Here is a 24,695-nt window from a genome sequence, read left to right on the forward strand (position 1 = left end):
ATCCAATTCTCCTAAGCCTGAGCCTCAGCCAGCCAATCGTAACCACGCTTCTCTAGCTCTAGGGCCAAATCCTTGCCTCCCGAGTGGACAATCTTTCCGTCCATCAGGACATGAACAAAGTCGGGGACAATATAATCTAAAAGTCTTTGATAGTGAGTAATCATTAAAATTGCGTTGGACTTCTTTTTGAGTTTGTTCACGCCATTGGCGACAATTTTCAAAGAATCAATATCCAGGCCCGAATCGGTTTCGTCCAAAAGAGCGAGGCGAGGTGAAAGAACCGCCATTTGAAGAATCTCGTTGCGCTTTTTTTCGCCACCAGAGAAGCCTTCGTTGACTGAACGAGAGAGGAAATCGGGATTCATGTCCACAAGCTTGGCCTTTTCCGCCACAAACTTCTCGAACTCCGCCTCATCCAGCTCTTTCACCCCCTGGTGTTTGCAAACAGCATTAAATGCCGTCCGCAAAAATACCATATTGGAGACTCCATGGACTTCCACGGGGTACTGAAAGGCCAGAAACAATCCTTCCCGGGCCCTCTCGTCGGGCTCAAGTTCAAGAAGATTTCGCCATTTCATATTTATCTCGTATTCAACAGACCCTTTGGTCACCTCATACGAAGGATGGCCGGCGATCACCTTAGACAAGGTACTTTTTCCAGAGCCGTTGGGTCCCATAATAGCATGAACCTCACCTGGGTTGATTTCCAGGTTGAGACCCTTGAGGACCTCTTTGCCGTCAATATTTACATGTAGATCTTTGACCTTAAGCACCCATCTCTCCTAGCCAACACTGTTTTCTAGCTTCATTTCAATCAACTTAACCGCCTCCACTGAAAACTCCAGTGGCAACTGTTTAAATACATCTTTGCAAAATCCATTCACCAATAACGATATCGAAGCCTCTAGGTCCATTCCACGGGAACGAAGGTAGAACAACTGATCCTCCGAAATCCTTGAAGTAGAGGCTTCATGTTCGACGACCGCAGTTTTATTTTTCACTTCCAAATAAGGAAAGGTATTTGCCGAGCACTGGTCACCGACCAGCATGGAGTCGCATTGGGAGTAGTTTCTCGCTCCAGTCGCTGAGGGCAGCACCTTGACCAGCCCCCGGTAGCTGTTGGAAGATCTGTCGGTTGAAATGCCCTTGGAAACGATGGTGCTCTTGGTGTTTTTGCCAACATGGATCATTTTTGTTCCGGTGTCGGCTGTCATATAGTCATGAGTCAGGGCGACCGAATAAAAGGCACCCACAGAATTGTCTCCCTGAAGGATCACGCTCGGGTACTTCCAGGTGATGGCGGAACCTGCTTCCACCTGCGTCCAGCTAATCTTGGAATTGCGACCGATACACTTTCCACGTTTGGTAACAAAATTATAGATGCCGCCCTTGCCCTCTTTGTCACCCGTGTACCAGTTTTGCACCGTCGAGTACTTGATTTCCGCCTCCTCCAGAGCAACCAACTCGACAACGGCAGCGTGCAGTTGGTTACTGTCACGCATGGGTGCCGTGCAGCCCTCCAGGTAGTTCACAAAGCTACCTCCTTCGGCGACGATCAAAGTGCGCTCGAACTGTCCCGTATCCTCTGCGTTGATGCGAAAATAGGTCGATAAATCAATCGGGCATTTAACACCCTTGGGAATGTAACAAAAGGACCCATCAGTAAAGACAGCCGCATTGAGTGCCGCAAAGAAGTTATCCGTGTGGGGGACCACGCTGCCAAGATACTTCTTGATGAGCTCCCCATGGGTGTGCACTGCCTCCGAAATGGAACAAAAAACAACCCCATGCTTGGCCAATAACTCTTTATGAGTGGTGCCCACGGAAACCGAATCAAATACAGCATCAACCGCAACGCCGGAAATTCTTTTTTGCTCCTGTAATGGAATGCCCAGACGCTCAAAGGTCTTTAATAATTCGGGGTCCAATTCATCCAAACTTTGGGGTTTGTCTTTCTTAGGCTTGGGGGCCGAATAGTAACACACATCCTGATAGTCAATGGGCTGGTATTTGAAATGCCCCCAATGGGGCTCCGGCATCGTTAGCCAGTGACGGAAGGCCTTAAGCCGATATTCCAGCAACCATTCTGGCTCTTCCTTTTTAGTTGAAATTGTCCTGATGGTTTCTTCGTTGAGACCTTTGGCAACCCTATCGGTTTCCAACTCCGTGACGAAACCGTATTTATATTCCCTATCTAAAACATCACTTTGATCATTCACGTCCAGTCTCCTGCGACCCGGGTCACTGACCTCTCGTCGCCGACTCCACCCCGATGCCTGGCACCAAAACCTCACGAGATTGCGGCGCCGGCCTGTCCTTTAATTTGAGAATTTCATATACAGTTAAATTCTTATAGAACTCAATCAGGCGGGCATTAAGCTCCGCCAGCGGCGAACGGATATTGCAGGTGCCTTCGAGCTCACACATATTGACGGCATGTACGCACTTTACAATGCCCAGAGGGCCTAGGATCATTTCAATGAGGTCGTAAAATGAGGTCTTCGAAAGATCGCGAACGATTGCATAACCACCATGAGATCCTTGTTCTGATTTCAAAATCCCCTTTTGTGCCATTAACTGCATCACTCGTGCTGTGGCATCAAAGGGACAGCCCGTTTGGTCGACAACCTCTTTGGCCGTCGTCAGCTCACCCGGGACTTTTGAACACATATAGCGTAAGGCCATTAGTGCATACTCAACCTTGCGATTTAAGCGATTCATACCACCCTCTCAATACGCCGCCTCGAATACTGCAAATTTAGGCTGTATTATCAAATCAAGTTCCTGAAAGCTAATCGAAATCCCATTGAAAATCAACGGGATATACGTTTGTTTTTGGCGTATTTACTTAATAATAGCATCTCTTTTTTGGGGTGACAAATGCCAGTCATTTCACTAGGTTAGCTCCATGATTTCTGCATTTTCACGTTTAGTCCTGATGGGCGTCGGCGTCTTATTTGTGCTGGTTTTAGTCCTCTTTGGATTGCGCCAGGTTGGGTTTCAGCGTCAATTCCAGGCCTTTGACCATCCCCTCGTTCAAGATCCGGCCTTTTGGATCGTTGCCCTTGGAGGAGACGCCCAGAGGTTTCCACCCTATACCAAAGAGGCCTTGCTGGCCGCCGCGGAACTCGACAAGGACATGCTCATCGAACTCCCTCTGCACAGAAGCCAGGATGGAGTTTGGTTTGTTTTTCCCACCTATCAATTGGAGTCAGTGACCGATGGGAGTGGATTTCCAGAAGTCTTAACCTGGGACCAGCTTTCCCAGCTGGATGCGGGATTTCAGTACCCAGGCCCCACCGACAATTTTCCTTTTCGGGGCAAAGGCCTGCGGCTTGTAAATCTGGAGCAAGCCGCTCAGCTCCTACCCAAAACACGATTCGTGCTGACATTTTTTGATCCCAAGGCAGACTTTGCTGAAGAGGTGGCCACCCAGATTAACTCCCTGGATTTGGGTCCGCGAGTCGTCATTCGCAGCCCCTTCTCAAAGTTCGTTCGCGAGCTGAAGAAGATTGAGCCAATGTGGATCTATGCGATTGACCGTCCCAGTCTTGATCGCGCTGTGATGATGGGGCGACTTCGTATCGAGACCCTGGCAAGCCTACCTACAGATGTAGTGATTAGCGAACTCACTCGTAATGGGACCGTCATCCTCTCTCAGCCTATTGTTTCTGAAATCAAACGGCAAAAAAAGAGGCTCCTCCTCATCATAGACGATTCCACACCTACAATACCCAAATGGATTCTCTCCTACATTGATGGAGTTTTGACGAATCGCCCCAGCTGGGCTGTGGAGCAATTTCGCTCCCCGGCGCCATAGCGCGCCACCGGGATTGTGAGTTGCCCGATTGACCTATTGCCGCTAGCCTATATGGCTATGAGTCAAGCATTTGCCGCCGCCAAAGAAGGTGTCTCCGTTGGTGTGAACATGAACGCATGGGACGCAATATGGTCCGCGAGCCCCATTGTTCAAATCACACTTTTGATTCTCGTCGGGATGTCCGTTGCCTGCTGGGCTGTTATTTTTGCCAAGCGAAAGCAACTAGATGGCCTTGCTACTGCCAATGCACCCTTTTCAGATTTGTTTTGGAAGGCCAGCAGCCTCGACGACATATTTGATTCCCTTAAGGACCACCCACAAAGTAATTTGGCCCGACTGTTTAAAGCCGGATATTTGGAATTACGCAAAATTGCCGATTCGAATTTGGTTTCTGGAAGAAAGGATTCGGAAGCGACTCCCTTGCTCACTGGCATTGACAACCTGGACCGCGCCCTTCGTAAGGCCACCGACGAGGAGTTGGCACAAATGGAGTCTCGCTTAAGTCTTTTGGCGACAACTGGAAGTACCGGTCCCTTTATTGGTCTTTTTGGCACTGTCTGGGGAATTATGGGGGCCTTTCAAAAAATCGGTGCGACCAAGGTGGCCAGCCTCGCCGTTGTGGCACCCGGCATCTCAGAGGCCTTAATCGCGACTTCAGTCGGCTTGGCGGCAGCGATTCCCGCCACCGTTGCATACAACCATTATGTCTCCCGCATCCGAAAAATGGAAATCGAACTCAACAGCTTCGCGGCGGATTTCCTTAACATCGCCAAACGCAACTTTTTTCAGGGGTAGGCTCGATGGGTATGTCTTCTTCACCAAGAGGAAGCCGGGCTGTTCTCAGTGAAATTAACGTCACGCCTCTAGTCGATGTGATGCTTGTTCTGTTGGTCATTTTTATGGTCACGGCACCCATGATGAATCAGGGACTGGATGTGGAACTTCCAGAAACCGCATCCAGCGGAGTGGAGACAACCGACGAGCCCATGACTCTTGTCATTCGCAAAAACCGAAAACTCTATATTGGAGAGGCCGCTGTCACCATGGACACCCTTGGCAAAAAACTCATTGCCATCATGGAGACGAGGAAAAATAAGCAAGTCTACATCCAAGCGGATAGACAAGTGGATTATGGTTATGTTGCAGAAGCAATGGGAGAGATTCGCGCCGCCGGAATTTACAGCATTGGACTGATTACCACACCAAAGGTGCGCTAGTCATGGCAGTGGGAACTCTCGTGCGAAACCAGCACCGTGACCCCTTTTCAAGATACGTTGGCCTGTCGGTTATATTTCACTGTACTGTTGTTCTTGTTTTTACCATTAAGACCGTTTTCTTCCCCTCCGAAGATCTGCAGATTCGCGACGCGATAAGGGTGGACCTCATTGGTCTTCCCGATAAAGCTGAACCGCCAAAGCCGAAGGAAGTGGTCCAAAAGCAACCCCCAGCTCCGGCCCCGACACCGAAAGTCACACCGAAAGAGCCTCCACCCAAAGCAAAAAAGGATCCAAAGGTCGACCTGAACAAGGCGAAAAGCAATCAGGACAAGGCACTGGAGCGTTTAAAGGCCCTTCAGTCGATTGAAAAAATCGAGTCCTCTCTCAAGGACAAGGCAAAAGTGGAGCCCGTTAAGGAATACAAAGGAAACGTCCTTAATGCCGGAGATAGTCTCACCGGTCTAGACAAGATAGATCATAGCCAATACTTTTCCACTCTCAAGGGGCATGTCCAGCAGCACTTTGTCCTTCCTCAGTGGTTGGCGGAATCCAACTTCCATGCCAAGGCCCTGGTGAAGGTGGATGAGCGGGGTTTTGTCATCAGTCGCGAATTGACCCAGCCCTCGGGCGACCCCACCTTTGATAATAAGGTTCTTGAAGCCATAGACAACGCGTCACCCTTTCCGCCGCCTCCCGGTAAACTCAAAAATGTGGTAGCTTTGAAAGGCTTAGTCTTCAATTTCCCAGACTGAGGTCGAGGTAGCTGATGTTGATCTTACGAATGATTCCCTTTGTGATGGCAATTCTTTTTTTTGTTGGCACTCATCATGCCCAGGCCCAATCCAGCAACATTTATATTGATGTGGGATCGGCAACAATCAAACGAAGCCTAATTGCTCTACCGGCCTTTCAGTATTTTGGCTCCGCAAAGGATGACAAGAAAAATCTGGCAATTGGACAAGAGCTCTTTAACGTTGCCTACAACGACCTCCTGGTTTCATCTTATTTTACCTTTATTCGGCAAGATGCCTTTTTGGAAGACACCAGTAAGGTTGGACTCAAACCCGCCCCTGGAGACCCTAAAGGATTTAACTTTCAAAACTGGCGATCAATTGGAACTGAGTTTCTCGTCCGAGCGGGCTACAAAGTCGTTGGCGACAAGATTAGCCTAGAAACCTACCTTTATCATGTTCCTCAGGCAAAACTGGTTCTCGGAAAAACCTATGAGGGCCCCCTGAGTTCTGCGCGCAAGATTGCCCACACCTTTTGCAATGATGCTCTCCAAGCCCTCACAGGGAAAAAAGGCATGTTTAACTCCAAAGTGGTCGTCGCCGCCACGGAACGGAACCAGTCCTTTAAGGAAATCTACATAATGGATTGGGATGGGGCGAACGTTAAAAAGATTTCCAACCACAAGTCAGTGGCGATTTCTCCGGCCTTTTCGCCCGATGGAAAAAAGGTGGCCTACACCGCCTTTGCTTTTCACGCCAAGGCAAAGACGCGAAATGCGGATATGTTCTTGTACGACCTAACCAACGGCAAGCGCTGGCTTATTTCTTATCGTAAGGGAATTAATTCCGGTGCCGCGTTCATGCCCGACGGCAACTCCATATTGCTCACCATTTCTCAGGGTGGGAGTCCAGATGTTTTTAACATGAGTCTTGACGGAAAAGATCTCCGCCGTATTACCAAGGGCCCAAATCGGGCGATGAATGTAGAGCCCGCGCCTTCACCGGATGGGAAAAGGATTGCATTTTCCTCGGACCGCAGTGGGCAACCAATGATTTACATTATGAATGCCCAGGGCGGAGACATCCAGAGGGTCACGTTTGCCGGTCGCTACAATGCGAGTCCCAACTGGTCTCCCGACGGAAAAAAATTGGCCTTTGCAGGCTATGACAAAAGCCACTTCGATATCTTTGTACTTGATGTCGCCTCCAAGCAGCTCACCCGGTTGACCTCGGCAAAAAAATCCAGCGGAAAGTGGGCGGACAACGAGGATCCGACCTTTTCTCCTGATGGCCGACACGTCATGTATGTTTCCAACCGAACCGGAAAAAATCAGCTCTATATGGTCAGCCCCGATGGCTCTAATGAACGGCGGGTCACGGTCGATAGCAAGGCCTATTTCAAGCCCAAATGGTCGGGCTATTTAGATGAATGATAAACAAATCCCTGCCTGATCTTAGCTCCTATTCCCCAGAAGAGTGGGCGGAAGCCTGCCGTTTGCTCCCGGCCGTAAAACGCTACAAGGAATGGTCAGATCGCGAATCAAACTCTGCTGAGTATTCATTTGTACTGCGGCAAATGCGCCATCAGGCATGGCTGCGCGCTGCCATGGCCACCTTTTTTGATCGCTCGACAACATCTGACATTTGCTATGAGTGGAGCCGAGAGGCGGAAGAGCTTCTCCGGCTCGGTTGGGAGCACTGTGGTCTAAGTGCGCTACCCGTTTGCCTATTATCCGTGGGAAAGCTTGGCTCCCAAGAGTTGAACCTGAGTTCAGATGTTGATTTGATCGTCGTATCCGAAGTGGGTATCAATACCGAGATTGATCGTGCAATAAAGAGATTTCGTGCTCTTTTAGCCGATGCGACGGACCTCGGCATCGTGTTACGTTTGGATTTTGATTTACGTCCCGGTGGCCGCTTTGGCCCTCTCATCTCCACTCTTCCCCAGCTGGAGGATTACTACTGGTCACAAGGAGAGACTTGGGAGCGCCTTGCTCTTGTACGCGGCCGCTGCCTATTTGGACCCGGACCTTTGCAAACAGCTGTAAGTGAGGTTTTGACAAAATTCACCTACCGTCGATTTCTCGACTACACCTTGTTGGATGATCTCAAGCAGCTACGCTCAAGAATCCATCAACACTATCAACTCGATACTCAGCACGAGTTTCACCTCAAAGCTGGGGTTGGTGGGATTCGCGATGTGGAACTTTTCGTCCATGCCCTGCAGGTTCTCCATGGTGGGAAGGATCGACAATTGCGAACCCATTCGACGCAAAAAGCACTGCTCTTACTTCAAGATCGGGGGATATTGCCGGATGAGGAGGTCAGCCTCCTAGAGACAACCTACTGGTTGTTTCGTCACCTGGAGCACCTGGTTCAACTTGCTGAAGATCGGCAGACTCACGTTTTGAGCTTCGACTCCCTGCCTCGGGGCCACCGCATTTGCGACAAGTTGACCGTTGAGCACTTAAGTCAACGCGTGGATCACATTGTTAGCTCTCTTCTTGGCCCGGCCACATCGCATGAAGACACTCTGCCAAGTACCCTAGAGGGCCAACAGGCCTGGCTCAGCGACTTGGGGTTTTCCGAGGAAACGACTTCCCAGATTTGGCCGGAGCTCATGTCTCAAACAGCCAAGTCCGCCCGCCGAGAGAAAGACGAGAAGGCCCGCCGGCAGTTTCTATTTGATTTCATCACCGAAACAAGCAAGTCCGGACTGGATAAGAGCCTGGGCATTTCCCTTCTGGCCAAATTCACTCAATCGATTCGCGCCAAGGCTACCTTTTTCAGCCTTTTCGCCCGAGAACCACGCATTGTTCGGGATCTGGCTCGGCTTTTTTCCTCTTCTCCTTATTTGGGGTCGATCCTCGCCTCTCGTCCTGAGCTTATTGATAGCTTTGTTTTTAAATTTCACGAAAGCTTTTCGTCAGACCTGGAGACTTGTCTTGAGCAAATGGCTGAGTACCGTCTATTGACCGAGATCATCTCGGCCAATCAATTTCTCTATGACAAAAATGCCACAAAACTCAGTCAAAATTTGAGCAACTGTGCCGACCACCTAACTTCCGAACTCTTGAATATTTTAGATGGTCGCCCCCTTGATCAGTCACTACAAATTATCGCTATGGGAAAATGGGGTGGTCATGAGTTGGGCTTCCGCAGTGATTTGGATTTGGTTTTCGTCTCTCATGGCCCTCCCACTGCAGATGACCATCGCCTGGCGAAAAGATTTATCCATCGCCTGACTGATGTTCACAAGGGGGGGCGCATTTATAATATCGACCTGAGATTGCGCCCCTCCGGAGCCGCCGGCCCCCTGATTGTCAGCCTTGATGGCCTTCGGGAATTTCTCACCCAACGAGCTCTGGGATGGGAAAGACAAGCTTATTTGCGTGCGAGACCACTATCTCAGCTGCCATTCAATATAGGCGATGTCGTGGTGAATCGAGGGCTTTCGGAAGAGGACTTGGCGGAACTCGCAGATATTCGCCGCAAACTGATTCGCCCTCTGCCGTCCAATCTGGAAGAGCATGTGGACCTAAAATATCAACTCGGTGGCCTGGTTGATATCGAACTCGGCCTGCAGACCATTATTCTCTACCATAAAATCCTGGGCGGTGGTCCTTCGCTTGAGCAAATGATCAAGTCCGTCTCAGCAACTCAGCCAGAAAACGCCCAGTCCTATGACCTGCTTTACCACAACTACATGGACCTTCGTGGAGCCGAGCAGATGTTACAACTCGCCTCCAATCATTCCGGAAGCGAAATCCTCTACTCAAGTCAAGAAGGCGAGAGGCTGGCCCAGCTCCTCTCCGCTAAACCCATACAGTTGGCGAAGCGTCTGGCCCAGCTAATGAGGCAAAGTGCTGAAATCCTTAAAGATCTTGACCCTGTGAGAGCCTCAAGCTAGCCTGAGTCGTGGACGCAAGGAAGGTTTCCATGAAGTCATTCACTTTAAGATCTCTGTCCGGCATCTGTTTTTTACTTCTTTTTTTCTCAGCTTCCGTATTTGCGGAAGATAAGGGTGGCGATAACCCAGCAGCAGCTGGCAAAAAAACACTCCGTCCGACGACAACTGAGGAAAAGACCCCTGTTGTCCCTCATGGGTCCTCTGATGATGGGCTAGATGGTGATGAGGAAGAGGCCGATGGCAAGGGTGATTCCCAGCAGATACGGCGCCCCCGCAGATGGAGACGCATTGTTGCCGTGCTTGAAACCAGCATGGGAAATATTAAAATCCGCCTTTACCACAAAAAGACTCCGAAGACGGTTCGAAATTTCATTGGTCTGGCAGAAGGCACAAGACAGTTTCGCGATTTAAAGACCAAGAAAATGGTGACCCGTCCTTTTTATGATGACCTAACCTTTCATCGTGTCATCCCGAACTATATTGTTCAGACCGGAGATCCTTTGGGTAACGGTCGTGGTGGCCCCGGCTACAGCACTGAAGATGAATTCAATCCCTTTCTTAAGCATGATCGGCCAGGAATTGTTTCGATGGCGAACTCGGGTCCCAATACCAATGGCAGCCAGTTTTTTATCACCCTAAGGGCAATCCCCGATCTCGATTTCAATAGCCCCCGCAATATTATGGCAAGAAGGGGCAATACTGTGTTTGGCGAGGTCATTGAAGGCATGGATGTCGTTAAGGCAATTTCGGGAGTCCGGCGAGATCCATTTGACAAACCAATTGACCCCGTCGTCCTCAAGAGAGTGGTCATCGTTCGCGATTAAAAAAGCCACTCTGACAGGAGTGGCTTTTTGAGGCTCTCTAAATTTTCAAGACGACAGACGGATTAGCGACAGAATTCGCCCTGGTTTTTGACCATGCGATTTGCTTCCTTAAGCATCTCGTTGCGGTCAGCGAATTCCAACCCCTGCTGGCGCAGGATGTTGATAAATGCCTCTTGCATCGGATTGTCTACAGAAGAGCGGCTTGCAGCCTCACCAAATTCGCGGGCCCGCACAGTGAATCCACTGAGAGCGGCCACATCACCTTCGCGCAAAGACTCCTCAAGAACTTCGCGCAAACGAGCACTACCAAAGCTCATCATGCGAGCCAGCTGACTCAAAAGAGGGGCCACAGAAGGATCCTTCAGCGGGTCGCGAGTCTTTGCATCAGAAGCGACCTCATTGTATCGGCTCATGGCGATGTTAAAGAGCTTTGCTCCTTCTCGGTACATTTCCTCAGCCTTAGTCAATAACTCTCCGTCCACGCCATCTTTTGCACCCAACTGGCGGGCCAATTCTAGAGACTCACGAGCTTGTTTGACTTCACGAAACATGGCGGTAACGGTTCGGCCCGAATAGGTCTCTCGCGTTTGCGCAATTTCTGACTGGGGCTTTTTTGCCTTCGTCGCCTCAGCCACCGCATCTTCAACGATGGCGCGGTTAACGGACAGGCGGAGGCCCTGGTTTGTCTGCATATTTAGAGGAATCTCAAGATCCATTCCCTCAGCCTTATAGATACCTTTTACTTCGGCTGCCAGGGGCTCAAATTTAACGCCATTCCCTTTTAGGACTTTGCCTGCCTTGCTACCAGGAGCCGTTTCTGGAGCCTTTTCCCGAAAACGCTCGGCAAGGGGCTTTTCCGTACGGGCACGGTCCTTCGCTGCTTCCTCTTTCCCTTTAAATTTAGCTTGCGCCGGTACAGCCATAAAGGCGGCGACGACTGCCAACAAGAGCTTGCTTTTCATATTAGAGAATCCTCACTGCTACATGTTTAAAAAATCTTCAATCTGCCAATTAAGGTCCCTCAATCTTAAGAAAGGGACGGTCTACCTCGATCTCAATGTTCGGTCGCTAACCTTTGCAACCCGAGTGCCATTAATGATTGTTAAACCTCACGTCTGAGATAATCCGCCGGTAGTTAGCTAACTCCTTAGTAATTCCAGTCATTTTTCGGAATACGGCCAATGCAACCTGGCGCTGATCTTCTGTAAGATTCTCCCAGGCCGGGACGCCAAGGGCCTTCACTTCATCCTCATAGGCCAACCACTGTGTAGAGCCTACACTCATTTCTGGATAGCGACTGGCGATTTCCTGGAGTCTGTCCTTTCGTTTTTCCCACTCATGAAAGGGGAAGGCCTGAAAGTCCGGGTCAGGGAAATCAATTTGGGCATCCATCCTCTGCAGAGCCTTTTGCATATCCGGATCGGCAGGAAGGCCCATCTTCAGCTTTAAGGCCTCCATATTGAGGTGTAGCCAGCTTTCAGCGACGGGGACGTGTTTGTCTATGATTTTTCCATCTTCATCTACCCGATAGCGAAGAAGCATATCCAGGCTGGAGAGAATCCAATTGCGGTTTTTGTTAAAAACATTTTCGGCTTTTTTTAGCTTTTCCTCGGAGTTGTATCTTTCGTCACGAGCAAACATCTCCAGGAAAATGGGTTTTAGGAGGTCATTGAGATAGGTTTCAAACTCAAGTCTGACCGCACTAATCACCGGCAAGTATTTGTGGCGACTTCCTGAGCACTCTTTGATTTCCTCTTTTTTGAAATACCTCGGCGGGTACATGTGGCCCTCCCCCCTAGGGAGTTGATCGCTGTAGGTGAGATCCATTCCCTCACTCAAATAGTCCTGAACATAGGCATGAGCATAGGAACAGTCTTTCAAGCCGAGCTTAGTATTGAGGTTCTTTTTGTATCCGTAAATGGCCGGCAGAAACTCCTCACGGAGCATTTTGCGATAAGACGTATCTGCCGAATCCAGCACGTAGTTAAAATCCCGGCCGACGTAGTTGGACCACCAATACTCAAAGCCTGACCCCTCGCCACTCCAATCGTCAAAAAGCTCCGGATAGAGATTCTCGATCACCATATCGATCATCCGGCTGTACTCCTTGCCATTGTATTTCACCCAATGGGCATATGGATCAACTGGCATTGGGATATACACCTCAGGCGCAGAGTGATAGCTTTGGTCCCAACACAATCTATTGTCATCCTCATCCGGTGGTATCAATCGCGGCGGGGTGAAATCCATTTCAAAGCCAAAGGCATCCTTCACACTTGATTTTGGGCGCTCGCCCCAAACGACTTTCCAGCCGCGATCTGACTTGTCTGCCTTTACTCCCGGGAGAATCCGCTTGTACCATGGCTGGCGACTGTTGAGGTCGAGTCCACAGGCCATAGAGGCCAGTAGACTCGTCGCAATGTTCGGTGTTTCCACGTGCTCAACTCGTTTGGGGAAAAGCTCAGGGTCAATCTTTTGTCCGACAATAAGAGCCGAAACCTCTTCAAGGTATGTCTTTGAGTAGACCTGACTCCCCGGTTTTTGACTGCCAAATCGGCGGCGAATTTCAGAAAAGTAACAGAATGGTGGCGTTCTGAGATTCTCCGATCTCTCTTGAAGCTTGTAGATATATTCTTGCAGGAGGCTTTTCGCGGCATCCTGCTCCGCCGCAGTCCCTTCAGCGATGGTCTTTTTAACTGCATCTTCATCCAAAGACAGCTCTTGCTTCAATTGATCTGAGACACTGCGAATTCCTCCCTCGTGTTGCTTGATACAGTAGTCCCGATAATGTTTGTCCAAATCCCAGGCATGGTTGATGGCCTTCTTGATATCCTTAATATCCTTCGACAAAAGGCCCTTATGAATGAAATCCAGGTGCCCGATGATTGAGTTTCTTTCGGCCTCCATCCTTTGGCCCCACTGAGCCCCATCTTCGTTGTCCTTGGGTCTGGAAAACTGCCGAATGGCCGCTGGTCCGTGCTCTCCCTGAAGGTATTTGAGCCACACTCCCACAGAAGTGGCCTGCATTCTCACATTTAACTCCTGAGCAGAGCGCATCTCCTCCATTGTACGGGAGCCATCATCCGCTATGTATTGGTCATCATGGTGATTGGATACTATTCCATTGAGTCCCGCATAGGGATTCTTATCACTAAACAAGACACTCGACTTTTTGCGAACGCGCTCAACAAAATCCTGATAAAACAAATAGGTCCCCGTGTACTTGTCGACTAACTTCATCGTGTGTTTGGTCCAATTGGCATAAGCCGCATTGACCTCTTCGATCATCATATCCCGCCAGTCCTTTTGATCGTCTGCGTATTCGTCCAAGGTCTCAAGGATGGTGCCGTCATAACACTTGAGGCCTTGGCCAGTTTCGATAAGCCTTTTCATGGCTTTTTGATTTGCAGCTGCTCGCTGCAAAAGGTTGCCACACTTGTCAATCGGCTTATCACTTTCAATCTTCCAGCCATTGTTGCGAAAAGCGTCGAAATCCTTTAACAGCCGCTCTTCGGAATCGTCCGCCTCTCCAGACAAATCCCAACTCTTGTATGGCTTGACCACCAGAGCATTCACTATCTTGTGCCAATACAAAAACATGACAAAAGATCCAATGCGTAAACCCCAGCCCACTATTTGAGTGGGAACGCTGGGAATCGCGGCCGAACCAACACCAATCACTCTACTTACTTTAAGGCCGGTGATGACCACTCGACCAGCAATAGTGCCACCTCTTGAAGCTACATATTTTAGAGCCGCATGTTTGGTCTTGTTGGCCAGAGCAGCTGTTGCAATCTTGGCACCCCGCCAGCCTTGACTAATGGCCTTGCCGGCAATCGCCGAAGCTCCGGCCGCCATCATCAATGTCATTGCATCGCCCATATACTTGTAGGCCATCTTGCCCCTGATCCATCTCTCGTAGGCGATATCACAACTCTGCCTGGCGAACTCCGCTTCCGCTTGGTCCTTAAAATTATCCGGGTTATCAAAATAGCCGAGATAACAATTTTTTGCCGACGTCCAACCGTCCGCAATAAAGGAGGACATGAGGGAACCGGCTGCCAATCCCATGTAATTCATGAACGGCCGAGCAAGCATTTGACCGGCGTAGTTTACTCCAACACGCTTTAGGCCAATCTCCATTGCTCTGGTGGAAATCCGTGAACCGAGAATAAACGTATAGAAGTGAAAAAGTTCCTCGAAGTTAAGGACCGTCTTTTTGTCAAAATACATGCCCAGCATATTTTGGATCCCCTGGGGATTGGACATAGGATCGATAAACTGAGTACCCAATGCCATAATGTTGTTTGCGATGTAGAACATCGCTGCCTCAGCTGGAAGCGACTTCGCCGATTCCTTGGCCGCATTGGCGAGTTCACTTGGCCGGAATTGCATCAGCTTGTCATCGTTGGGCATATGCAGATCAGCCTTGAGGGGGTTCTCAGGATCTGCGGGGTTTTTAAACTCCCAGCGCAGAAATCGATCGACCTTACCCGTCTCTGGGTTTAGCTCCATCACTTCATAAGGTTTGGATTTCAACATTTCGACGGGCTGAATGCCTTCGGCCATGGCTTCGCGAAACATATTGTGAACTGAGTTTTGGTAAAAATCTCCATAATAGCCACGCCAATTAGGGTTGCGCGAATACTTGGCGACCCTATTAAACTCTTTCCACATTTCCTTGGAAGCGAGATCCTTTGTCTCCAACTGATAATAATCGTGCAATGTTCTCAATGCCTGATTGATGGCTTCTTTGGGTACCGATCCGGATTCAAACTGAGTACGATCGACTCCGGCAACTCGCAGAGCTTCGATCATTCGCTCGACGGAGAGCACAGAAACCCCGTCAAGATTTGCGGGCTGAAACTGAAACTCCTGCATAAAAGTGGCATGACTTTCGGCAATAAAGCGGGGCTCTTGGTAAGTTGGTTTCTGTTCACCACCTGGACGGTCCGGACGCAACTTATTCAGGGTCGGGGGCACCAACTCCTCAGCTTCCGGGCCAGCCGCCCAGGACGCAGACATGCCTGGGCCAGATATGGCTAAGACCAAGGTCAACAGCAAAGGTATCGCGCGACGAAGTTTCATCATCAGCTAATGATTGCAAGGACATAGCCTAGGACTCGGCCTCTTGGAAGCGAAAAGTTTCCTGTTTTTAAGGTGTTACAAAGTGGTCAGGGGCCTTTTTTTGTCTCTCAGGCCAGGCGCTCCCAAGATTGTCACCGACTTGTCAAATCTCTTGCCGATTCTATTCGGTCAGGATGAGAAGATCCAAACGCTGATTCTTGGACCGATTTTTGGTGTCCGATGATGCAAACAATGGTCGCGAAGCCCCGTAACTCACAGCCGATAGGCTGCTCTCCTTGAATTCGTGCCTTCGAACCAGGTAGCGGACAAATGTTGAGGCGCGGGCGGCGGCAAACTCCCAGTGGCTTGGGTAGCTTGTATTTGCCAGTCGTCCGCTGTCCATGTGGCTTTCCACCACCACCTGTTTTCCCAAAGACTTAAGGAAATCACAGATGGTATCAATAGCTTCAAGATAGTCCGGACGGAACTTTACCGAGTCCTCGGCGTAGACAAGTGGCGCCGCTAAAGTGATCCGCACACCATTTTCGATGGCCACCACATCCTGGATAAGTTTTTGTCCCTTGCCCCCCATGAGCTTTTCTTCGACGAAAATCTCAGCCTTTTCCAGCGTGGCCCGCGTCTCCTCTTCACCAATCTGGTAGGTGCGAATGGGAGGCTGAATCGGACTGTTTTCACGAACCCCCTGGTTCACTTCATCCCCAGATCCGCCAGCGGCCCCAAAACGTATCAGGTACTTTTGGATGGACTCTTGAAAGCCCTTGCTCTTTTCTATATTGATATCGCTCGTCGCATAAAGAACCGTAAAAAACGCAAACATCAACGTAATAAAATCCGCATAGGAAACAAGCCATCGCTCCGTGCTATCCTCATGTTCTGCTGGCTTGGGTTTTCGCCTCATGGATGTGTGACCTTTTCCCCTGGCTTAAGCGCATAGGCGCGGATCTTTTCTTCGATAATATACGGATTGAGACCGGTCAAAATGGCCACGGCTCCATCCACAATCATTTGTTTGGTCTCCGTCTGAATGTGGATCTTGCGCTTGATCTTGTTGGCAATAGGCAGGAATACCAGGTTAGCTGATCCTACACCATAGATGGTCGCCACGAATGCAACCGCTATGCCCTGCCCCAGGGCTGAGGTGTCGGTGAGATTTGCCATAACGTGAATCAGTCCAAGGACCGCACCAATAATGCCAATCGTGGGGGCAAAACCTCCCGCGTCTGTCCAAATCTTGGCACCAGCCAGCCGACGAGATTCATCCAAGTCCATTTCTTTTTCAAAAATATCCTTTAGGACAGACGGGTCTGTGCCGTCGATCATAAAACGAAAAACGTTTTTCATATAATCGCTGGTGAAATTGCTTAGCCGAGCCTCAACTGCTAGAATCGACTCCCGACGGGCCAACTGGGCGGAAAGAATGATTTCATCTGCGATGGTCTTCATTCGTGCTTCATCGTCAGCCTTGAAGGCGTCCGCCAACAGACGAATTCCCATTCTGAAGTCTTCCATCGTGTTCGCAACCATGGTGGCACCAAAGGTTCCACCAAACACGATAAAGGCTGCTGCCAGTTGAATCAGGGCTATAACATGCCCGCCCTCAATGGCATTTCCAAACAAAATTCCGCCAATGCCGACGAGAAGACCAAGAATCGTAAGTAAATCCATGATGTCAGTCCTGTGGTGGTGGATGTGCCCCAAACTCAGTTGCTGCACTAAACGATCGCCTATAATCCAGTATTCGAATTTGCAGTTCGTTGATAGTCTCTTTTACAGGAAGCTTTTCCCCTCCGCGAAATGTGATGACCGTGTCAGGAGAGGACTCAAGATACATGATCAAATCGGGATTCACGAATAGGGGAATTCCACTGAGCCTGTGAACAATAATCATATTTACATTTTGTCACAGGCTCATTGAAATGGCATCAACAGGATTGGGCAAGACCAGGCTGGAGTCCTGGTCAAAAGTGACTGAGGTTTCTTTCTCTCGCAAAGTTCAAGTCGTTAGTCGTGATTCTTAAACGACCGGCAAGAAAGTGAGCCAGCTCCCTGAAGAAGTGAACAGCAATGGGAGGATTTGTAGCCAACAACTGTTGAAGCTTATCGTATGGAATCTCCACCAGGTCTGTCTTTTCAATGGCAACGGCAGAGGCTGAGCGAACTTCTGAATCCAAAAATGGCATCTCGCCAAAATGGCTACCCGTACCCAATGTGGCTACCTCAACGGTGTCTCCTGACTGGGTTTTTTGGGTAATGCGAACAGAGCCGAACTTAATGAAATACGCGGCCCTTGCCTGATCACCCTGGCCGAAGATTTCATCCGTTGGATTGTAGGTATTGACCGTCGCAATCTCGCTGATCGCCGCAATTTGCTCTGCATTGAGACCCTTAAAGAGATAAACGTTTTGTAAAACATTCTTGTCGGCCATGATGACTTCCTCTCTGATGGAAAACGATAAGGGGAGGATATCATTAATCAAATTTCAGGTCCAAAGATGGAAAAGTGTCCTTTAAAATCTAGGACTTTAGGTATATAAGGCTGGCTTTGAGACCTCGCGGCAACAGGGGGAAACTAGACCATGAAAGCACTGGTAACCGGAGCAACGGGCTTTGTTGGCTCCTGGCTCACGCGTGAACTTTGCCAACGAGGCTTCGATGTCCGCATCATCTGTAGAAATCCACATTCTGTAGCCGACTGGGCAGATTTTCCGGTCGAGATTGTCGCCGGAGATGTTACTCAACCCGACAGCCTGGCTTCGGCCTGTCAAGGTGTTCACAGCGTCTTCCACTTAGCCGGAGTCGTGGGCTACTCTCGGGCCATGCGCGCGGTCATGGAGAAGGTCAATGTCGAGGGCACCAGGAACATGGTGCAGGCAGCACTGGACCAAAATGTACAGAGATTTATCCACATGAGCTCAGTTGTCGCGGTTGGTGCCAGTTTTGATGGAAAACCTCTTAATGAAGACTCTCCTTTTAACGTTGGCCACTTGAATCTTGGCTACTTTGAAACCAAACGTAAGGCTGAGGAATTGGTACGTTTGGCCGTCAACGAAAATGGCTTGAATGCTGTGATGTTAAATCCATCAACAATTTATGGGCCCGGTGATGCAAAAAAAGGCAGTCGTAACACCCAAGTGAAGGTGGCAAAAGGTAAGTTTCCCTTCTACACTTCCGGAGGCGTTAGCATCATATCGGTCGAAGAGATTGTGAGCGGTGTTTTGGCCGCTTGGGAAAAGGGCCGCACCGGTGAGCGATATATCCTTTCAGGAGAGAACATCACCATCAAGGAGCTCTTTCAGATTATTGCCTCTGAGGCCGGCGTGAAACCTCCGGGCGTGTATCTACCCAATCCGGTTGTACACGCTCTTGGAAAGCTCGGCGATGCCCTCGAAGCCATAGGAAAAAAGGGGCCTATCAACACCGAAAACGCCTGGACAAGCACACTCTTCCACTGGTTCGATTCAAGCAAAGCAAAGAGGGAACTTGGGCTTAATCCTAAGCCGGCACGGGAGGCAGTTGCAGCCAGTGTTCGCTGGATGAAAGAAAATCATGTCATTTGATCGCACAAAAACAATCATTGCCTTTACCGCCTTTCCCGCTCTCAGCCTCTTGCTCCTCGGAATTGGGTTCTCACTGGTCGTATTAACATTGCCTGATGTCAAGCAGCTCAAGTCTTGCATGACGACGACAATGAACAGGGTCGAGCTCTGCACCAAAAAGGAAACCTATGTTCCTCTTAACAAGATTTCCCCGTATTTGATTGATGCGGTCATCGTCTCAGAAGATGCTTCCTTTCGGCAACACGATGGATTTGATTGGTTTGAGATTAGGCAGAGCTTTTCCACTAATCTCAAGCGCGGAAAGTTGGCTCGTGGAGGGTCCACCATCACCCAGCAACTGGCAAAAAACGCTTTTCTGGACGGCTCGAAGAGTTTGCTACGTAAGGTGCGGGAGGCTCTGCTAACCCGGGAGATCGAGTCTCTGCTGACTAAAGATGAAATCCTTGAACGCTACCTCAATGTTGTGGAGCTGGGACCTAATATTTTTGGCGTCAAAAAGGCTGCCTCGTACTACTTCAACAAGAGTCCGGCCGATCTAAATATTTTGGAGTCGGCCTATATTGCCTTTTTGCTGCCCAACCCCTCTGTTCATCACACCTATTTTGAAAAGAAGGCCCTGACCGAATACGCGCGACAACGGGTTTTAGGAATCTGCCTGAGACTGTTTCGCTTCGGGAAAATTGAAAAAGACGACCTGGAGATAGCAAATTTTCGCGTGTTGGAGTTCCCGTGGGAGGGCTTATCCTGGACAAGAACTGAGTTAATGGATGCCGTTGATGAGCTGTTAATCGATGAGGCTGGCTCCTCGGACTCCAGCTTTCCCGCTTTCGAACAGGATCTTCCTGAATCCGATCCCGACCTCCCAACCCTCGGCCAACCCGGCAGGGATGACGACGGCCCCTGGGATAGTATCCCTGACCAGGAACAAATCGATGATGCTGGTGGCGAGCCTTCAGACGAAGATGCGGACACTTTGCCTCAAGAAGAGTCCGCGCCCAATCAAAGTGATGACGGGCTAGAGCCCGAGGCCCATATTGACCCAGAACCAACAGAAGAGTAGCTCCCCCTTAGTAGTAAATTCGCCTTTCCATTCGGCTCGTCGCCCAATTGGCCAGGAGAAATCCAAGGGCAAATAAAACTCCGACGTTTAAAAACAAGGTCGAACCCACATCACCCTGAAGAAGAGATCTCGCCGCCATTACGGCGTGAGTCAGAGGCAGTAGGTAGGCGGCCTGCTGAATGAGGTCTGGTAAATGGTGAAGGGGAAAATAGGTGCCACTAAACAGAGACATTGGAATAATGAATCCAGACTGGGCATAGACAAACCAATCGTAGTTTTTAGCGTAAGAAGCCATGAGGAGCCCAAAGGCAGATGATACCCAACACAACATGCCCAGAACCAACAGCGTGGGAAAAATGAGCCAGGTGTCCACCAATCCCTGTGTCAAACCAACAACAGCAACAGCGACGACACTAAAGAAGCCCTTTGACGCCGCCCAAAGTATTTCCCCGAGAACAATTTCCGACGCCTCCACGGGGCTTAAGAGAATCGTGTTGTACGTTTTTTGTCGAGCCAACTTGGTAAATCCACCATACGAACCCTCAAAGAAGGCCACGAACATCCCAGAAGTCGCCATCAGTGCGGGAAAGAAGAATTGGGAGTATGGAACACCTTCTATTTCGCCGACAAAATACCCGACGCCATAACCAATGGCCAAAAGATAGAGAAGAGGTTCAAACACCACCCAAAAAACAGAAATAACAAGGGTGTGGCGAAAATAGAGAAAGTTTCTCAGCCAAACTGCCCAGACCCCACGTCCCCAACTAGGGAAACTAAAGATGTCTCCAAAAAAACGCTGAACCGCTGTCATCGCTCTCCTTTAGGGGCGAAGCTCATACCCTGCCAAGCGAAGAAATACGTCATCCAGGGATGCTTTGCGCACTAGAATGCTATCACTATCAATGTCATCAAGGGCCCGACGACCATCCTGGCCAGACTTGACGAAAATCCGCACCCGATTGTTCATAATTTGGTATTCGAATTTCTCTTTGATTCGTCGAATGTAATACTCCATCTCGTCGAGTTTCAGACGAAACTCAACGACCTCGTCACCAATGTGCTGATTGATGAGTTCACGAGGGCTGCCTTCGCATAAGATCTTACCCTTATCAATGAGCACAATACGATCGCAGATGCGTTCGGCCTCTTCCATATAATGAGTCGTTAGGACCAAAGATTTGCCCTGCTTTTTTAGGTCGGCCATCGCCTCCCAGATCCAAAACCGCGCCTGTGGGTCAAGGCCCGTCGTGGGCTCATCCAAAAATAAAACCTGAGGGTCACTGAGAAGTGCCCTCGCAATAGTGAGGCGTCGTTTCATTCCACCACTGAGAGTGTCCACCTGACGACCGTCATATTCCTCCAGATGCATAAATCTCAAAAGCTCACGGGCCTGGGTTCGGGCCTTCTTTTGAGGAATGTTAAAGTACCTGGAATAAATCAGCAGATTGTCCAAAACACTAAAATCTGGATCTAATCCGTCTTCCTGGGGAACAACGCCAATCTTGGCCTTAATCTTTCGCGCATTGGTTTTAACGTTGAGGCCAAGGACAAAAAGCTCTCCACTTGTAACGGGTGAGCTACAGTACATCATCCTCATCGCACTGGTTTTTCCGGCCCCATTTGGGCCTAGAATGCCAAAGCACTCGCCCTCATTGATTTGCAAATTTAGTCCATCTACCACTGGCTTATGGTTGTACTCTTTGACCAAATTGCGGGCTTCAATCACAACAGACATTGATCTATGCTACCCCAAGCCATGTGATTCACCAACTGCCGGCTTTCTCCCCCGACCAACAGTCCAGCACCACTTTCCGTGACCAATTGTTTTGACCTAAGACCGGTTTTATTAGCCGTGACCGCCCATCAAAAAGGGCTCGTGGGAGGTGTCCGCCTGCATTAGATGCTGAATGCTGACAAAATAGGTTTGAGCGCGACCGTAGATTTCATCAACGCTGGTGGAGGAAAACAAATCTCGACGAAATTGGGCTGAGTTTGGATACCCGGCAGAAAACCATGCAGAAAATTTTTTCAGCTGAATAAGTACGATTCGGTCGGATGAATACTTTTGCAGGTAGAACTTTAGACGATCCAAGACCCACAAGAAGTCTTTTATCACTTCGATTTGTTCTCCCCTAAAAAGAGCCAAGGACTGACGAAAAATCCAAGGATTTTTTAGACATCCCCGGCCAATCATGACTGCTCGACATCCGGAACTTTGCAGGCGTTGAACTGCCTGTTGACTTGAGCGGATATCCCCGTTGCCAATGATGGGCATTTTGGTTTTGGCCTGCACTTCAGATATATAATCCCAATCTGCAAGTCCCGAGTATCCGGCCGCCCGCGTTCGACCGTGCACAGCCACCCAGGTTACACCTTCTTCCTGAGCAATTCGCACAACATCATGGGTATTTTTTGAAGACTCATCCCAGCCGGTGCGAATCTTGATTGTCAGAGGTATTGAGATCGCCCTCTTTACTGTCCTCAACACTATTGCCAGTTGGGTCAGGTCCTTTAGCACCGCCGATCCAGCCCCCTTCTTTACCACTTTGGGGACCGGGCACCCGAAATTGAGGTCCACAAAGTCAGCACCCGTGCCCTCGACTTCTTTTGCTGCCGCAGCCAGGCTGTCCAAGTTGTCGCCAAAGAGTTGGATGCCTACCGGGCGCTGATCCTCGGCAAAGGCCATTAAATTTCGCGTTTTCTGAGAGTCGTAGAACAGGCCGTTGGCAGAGACCAACTCGCTGACAACCACCCCACAATTGAGTTCGCGCATAAATGAACGAAAGGCACAATCCGAAATTCCCGCCATGGGGGCAAGAACAAATGGGTTTTGATCCAGATACTGTAGAAGGGCTTTTTCGGTCATCCTTAGGCCTCTTGAAAGATGGTGGCTCGGGACGGAATTGAACCGCCGACACAAGGATTTTCAGTCCTCTGCTCTACCGACTGAGCTACCGAGCCATGGCCTTTAAGTAGCAGAAAATAAAAGGAAAGGTATTCTTAAGCCCACGCGCCGGGGGCTGTCAAACGGAACTCCCATTTCTTTGATGTTGCGGCGCGCCTCACGCTCGCTCAAGCGCCTGTTCCAAGTCCCCAGTCAGGTCCTGAAGCGTCTCAATTCCAACACTTAGGCGAACAAGTCCGTCATCAATCCCGAGGCTTTTACGGATCTCCGGCGGTACACTTGCATGGGTCATAATTGCAGGGTGCTCAATGAGGCTCTCCACTCCCCCCAAGCTCTCGGCAAGAGCAAAAATGCGAACCGATTCTAAAAACCGGCGGGCAGACTCCAGTCCTCCCTTAAGGTAGACCGTCACCATGCCACCAAACCCGGACATTTGAGACTTTGCCAGGTCGTGCTGGGGATGGCTCTCGAGACCTGGATACAAGACTTTTTCCACCTTTGGGTGAGCCTCCAACATTTTGGCAACTGCCATGGCATTTTCTTGATGGGCCCGCATACGGACGGCTAATGTTTTAAGACTCCGCATCGACAAAAAAGAATCAAAGGCCGATGCCACAGGCCCCATGGAATTACTGAGAAAGGCAATCTTCTCTGCCAACTCATCAGAGGAGGTCACAACCACCCCACCCACCACATCGCTGTGGCCATTGATGTATTTGGTGGTTGAATGAACAACTATATCAGCTCCCAATGCCAACGGGTTCTGAAAATAGGGACTCATAAAAGTGTTGTCGACGGCGGTGATAATTCCCTTGTTGCGACAGAAATCTGCAATCGTCTTAATGTCGACAAGTTTGAGCATGGGGTTGGTTGGTGTTTCGAGCCAAACCATCTTGGTGTTGGGCCGAATGGCTGTTTCCAGGGTCTCCGGACGGGTTAGGTCCACATAGCTGAATTCAATCCCAAACTGACTGATCACTTTGTCGAAGAGACGAAAGCTTCCTCCGTACATATCGTCACCTGCAACCACATGATCACCCGCCTTTAGCAGATGCATAACAACGGTTGAAGCCGCGCACCCGGAAGCAAAAGCGAAGCCATGTTTGCCACCTTCAAGTGAAGCAATACAATGCTCGTAGGCTTTGCGCGTGGGATTCGATGTTCGACTGTACTCATAGCCTTTATGCTTGCCTGGGGACTCCTGCACATAAGTCGATGTCAGGTACACGGGAGTCATGATAGCGCCCGTTGTTGGGTCCGGATCCTGTCCGGCGTGAATGGCTTTGGTTTCAAATCCCTGCTTCATGGTTCAAAGTCCTTTCTCTGGTGCCGTTTCAGAAGGTCCTTCCTCAAAGTGAAGGGCTTTGAGAACCAAGTTGATTCGCTCAATTGGATCTGATGAGTATTCAATGCCGCTTTCCTGCATCATGGCCTTGACAGTTTTTTCGCAAGGCACACTTTTCAGCATCTCCTCTACCAGGGATTCCAAACGGCCGATTCGCAGCTCTTCAGCATTCATAAAAGTCCCCCTATTCACTTTTCTGTTTTAACCATGGTTGCTGGCATTTTGCCAGCGGACATCC

Annotated in this window: 23 protein-coding genes and 1 tRNA gene; 9 read left to right on the forward strand and 15 right to left on the reverse strand. The window is 49.7% G+C overall.

The genetic code is table 11. The features are described from left to right. Positions 1–11 precede the first annotated feature (11 nt). The 3 genes from sufC to H6624_13215 are packed head-to-tail and all read right to left on the reverse strand — an operon-like array spanning position 12 to position 2,721. Entirely contained in the window at positions 12–773 is a 762-nt protein-coding gene (gene sufC, locus H6624_13205) for a Fe-S cluster assembly ATPase SufC (GenBank protein MCB9085300.1), read from the reverse strand. A 9-nt stretch (positions 774–782) separates the two neighbouring features. Continuing rightward, entirely contained in the window at positions 783–2,219 is a 1,437-nt protein-coding gene (gene sufB, locus H6624_13210; protein MCB9085301.1) for a Fe-S cluster assembly protein SufB, read from the reverse strand. Positions 2,220–2,241: 22 nt separating this feature from the next. After that, a complete protein-coding gene (locus H6624_13215) occupies positions 2,242–2,721 on the reverse strand; it encodes an Rrf2 family transcriptional regulator (GenBank protein MCB9085302.1) in 480 nt (159 codons plus the stop codon). A 187-nt stretch (positions 2,722–2,908) separates the two neighbouring features. On the opposite strand from H6624_13215, the gene H6624_13220 reads away from it, so the two are divergent. From H6624_13220 to H6624_13250, 7 genes are all read left to right on the forward strand, one after another. After that, positions 2,909–3,820 (forward strand): hypothetical protein, encoded by a 912-nt coding sequence (locus H6624_13220; protein ID MCB9085303.1) that lies wholly within the window; start codon positions 2,909–2,911, stop codon positions 3,818–3,820. A 57-nt stretch (positions 3,821–3,877) separates the two neighbouring features. Beyond that, positions 3,878–4,615: a protein TolQ gene (tolQ, locus tag H6624_13225; protein MCB9085304.1), complete on the forward strand. Its 738-nt coding sequence runs from the start codon at positions 3,878–3,880 to the stop codon at positions 4,613–4,615. A 5-nt stretch (positions 4,616–4,620) separates the two neighbouring features. Beyond that, the gene (gene tolR / locus H6624_13230; protein ID MCB9085305.1) at positions 4,621–5,037 is read left to right on the forward strand and encodes a protein TolR; all 417 of its coding nucleotides are present in this window, start codon (positions 4,621–4,623) and stop codon (positions 5,035–5,037) included. A 2-nt stretch (positions 5,038–5,039) separates the two neighbouring features. Continuing rightward, a complete protein-coding gene (locus H6624_13235; GenBank protein ID MCB9085306.1) occupies positions 5,040–5,789 on the forward strand; it encodes a TonB family protein in 750 nt (249 codons plus the stop codon). 29 nt (positions 5,790–5,818) lie between these two features. Then, a complete protein-coding gene (gene tolB, locus H6624_13240) occupies positions 5,819–7,201 on the forward strand; it encodes a Tol-Pal system beta propeller repeat protein TolB (protein MCB9085307.1) in 1,383 nt (460 codons plus the stop codon). After that, positions 7,198–9,678 (forward strand): glutamine-synthetase adenylyltransferase, encoded by a 2,481-nt coding sequence (locus tag H6624_13245; GenBank protein ID MCB9085308.1) that lies wholly within the window; start codon positions 7,198–7,200, stop codon positions 9,676–9,678. Before tolB ends, H6624_13245 begins: the two co-directional genes overlap by 4 nt. A gap of 311 nt (positions 9,679–9,989) precedes the next feature. Then, entirely contained in the window at positions 9,990–10,502 is a 513-nt protein-coding gene (locus tag H6624_13250; protein ID MCB9085309.1) for a peptidylprolyl isomerase, read from the forward strand. Positions 10,503–10,564: 62 nt separating this feature from the next. Here H6624_13250 and H6624_13255 read toward each other — a convergent pair whose 3' ends face one another. The 6 genes from H6624_13255 to H6624_13280 form a co-directional block, all read right to left on the reverse strand. Continuing rightward, positions 10,565–11,464: a hypothetical protein gene (locus tag H6624_13255; protein ID MCB9085310.1), complete on the reverse strand. Its 900-nt coding sequence runs from the start codon at positions 11,462–11,464 to the stop codon at positions 10,565–10,567. Between the two features lie 130 nt (positions 11,465–11,594). Then, entirely contained in the window at positions 11,595–15,593 is a 3,999-nt protein-coding gene (locus H6624_13260; protein ID MCB9085311.1) for a hypothetical protein, read from the reverse strand. 157 nt (positions 15,594–15,750) lie between these two features. After that, positions 15,751–16,488, reverse strand: a complete 738-nt coding sequence (locus H6624_13265; protein MCB9085312.1) for an OmpA family protein — start codon at positions 16,486–16,488, stop codon at positions 15,751–15,753. After that, entirely contained in the window at positions 16,485–17,255 is a 771-nt protein-coding gene (locus H6624_13270) for a flagellar motor protein (GenBank protein MCB9085313.1), read from the reverse strand. Before H6624_13270 ends, H6624_13265 begins: the two co-directional genes overlap by 4 nt. A 4-nt stretch (positions 17,256–17,259) precedes the next feature. Beyond that, a complete protein-coding gene (locus H6624_13275; protein MCB9085314.1) occupies positions 17,260–17,478 on the reverse strand; it encodes a flagellar FlbD family protein in 219 nt (72 codons plus the stop codon). 70 nt (positions 17,479–17,548) lie between these two features. Beyond that, positions 17,549–18,016 (reverse strand): cyclic nucleotide-binding domain-containing protein, encoded by a 468-nt coding sequence (locus H6624_13280; GenBank protein ID MCB9085315.1) that lies wholly within the window; start codon positions 18,014–18,016, stop codon positions 17,549–17,551. Positions 18,017–18,166: 150 nt separating this feature from the next. Here H6624_13280 and H6624_13285 point away from each other — a divergent pair, with 150 nt between their 5' ends. Together H6624_13285 and H6624_13290 are read left to right on the forward strand one after the other, a co-directional pair. Next, complete coding sequence (locus H6624_13285; GenBank protein MCB9085316.1) at positions 18,167–19,147, forward strand: NAD-dependent epimerase/dehydratase family protein; 981 nt, start codon at positions 18,167–18,169, stop codon at positions 19,145–19,147. After that, on the forward strand, positions 19,137–20,207 hold the full coding sequence (locus H6624_13290; protein ID MCB9085317.1) for a transglycosylase domain-containing protein: 1,071 nt from the start codon (positions 19,137–19,139) through the stop codon (positions 20,205–20,207). The genes H6624_13285 and H6624_13290 overlap by 11 nt, the downstream gene beginning before the upstream one ends. Before the next feature lie 7 nt (positions 20,208–20,214). On the opposite strand, the gene H6624_13295 is transcribed toward H6624_13290, so the two are convergent. The 6 genes from H6624_13295 to H6624_13320 all read right to left on the reverse strand — a co-directional run bounded on the left by H6624_13295 (position 20,215) and on the right by H6624_13320 (position 24,631). Next, entirely contained in the window at positions 20,215–21,018 is an 804-nt protein-coding gene (locus H6624_13295) for an ABC transporter permease (protein ID MCB9085318.1), read from the reverse strand. A gap of 9 nt (positions 21,019–21,027) precedes the next feature. After that, complete coding sequence (locus H6624_13300) at positions 21,028–21,942, reverse strand: ABC transporter ATP-binding protein (GenBank protein ID MCB9085319.1); 915 nt, start codon at positions 21,940–21,942, stop codon at positions 21,028–21,030. A gap of 111 nt (positions 21,943–22,053) precedes the next feature. Continuing rightward, on the reverse strand, positions 22,054–23,073 hold the full coding sequence (gene dusB / locus H6624_13305; protein MCB9085320.1) for a tRNA dihydrouridine synthase DusB: 1,020 nt from the start codon (positions 23,071–23,073) through the stop codon (positions 22,054–22,056). 19 nt (positions 23,074–23,092) lie between these two features. Continuing rightward, positions 23,093–23,168, reverse strand: a tRNA-Phe gene (locus H6624_13310). 101 nt (positions 23,169–23,269) lie between these two features. After that, entirely contained in the window at positions 23,270–24,418 is a 1,149-nt protein-coding gene (locus H6624_13315; protein ID MCB9085321.1) for a cystathionine gamma-synthase, read from the reverse strand. Between the two features lie 3 nt (positions 24,419–24,421). Further along, the gene (locus H6624_13320) at positions 24,422–24,631 is read right to left on the reverse strand and encodes a hypothetical protein (protein ID MCB9085322.1); all 210 of its coding nucleotides are present in this window, start codon (positions 24,629–24,631) and stop codon (positions 24,422–24,424) included. Between the last annotated feature and the right edge of the window lie 64 nt (positions 24,632–24,695).

Source organism: Pseudobdellovibrionaceae bacterium (assembly GCA_020635075.1).
In the GTDB taxonomy this organism is placed as follows: Bacteria; Bdellovibrionota; Bdellovibrionia; order Bdellovibrionales; family UBA1609; genus JADZEO01.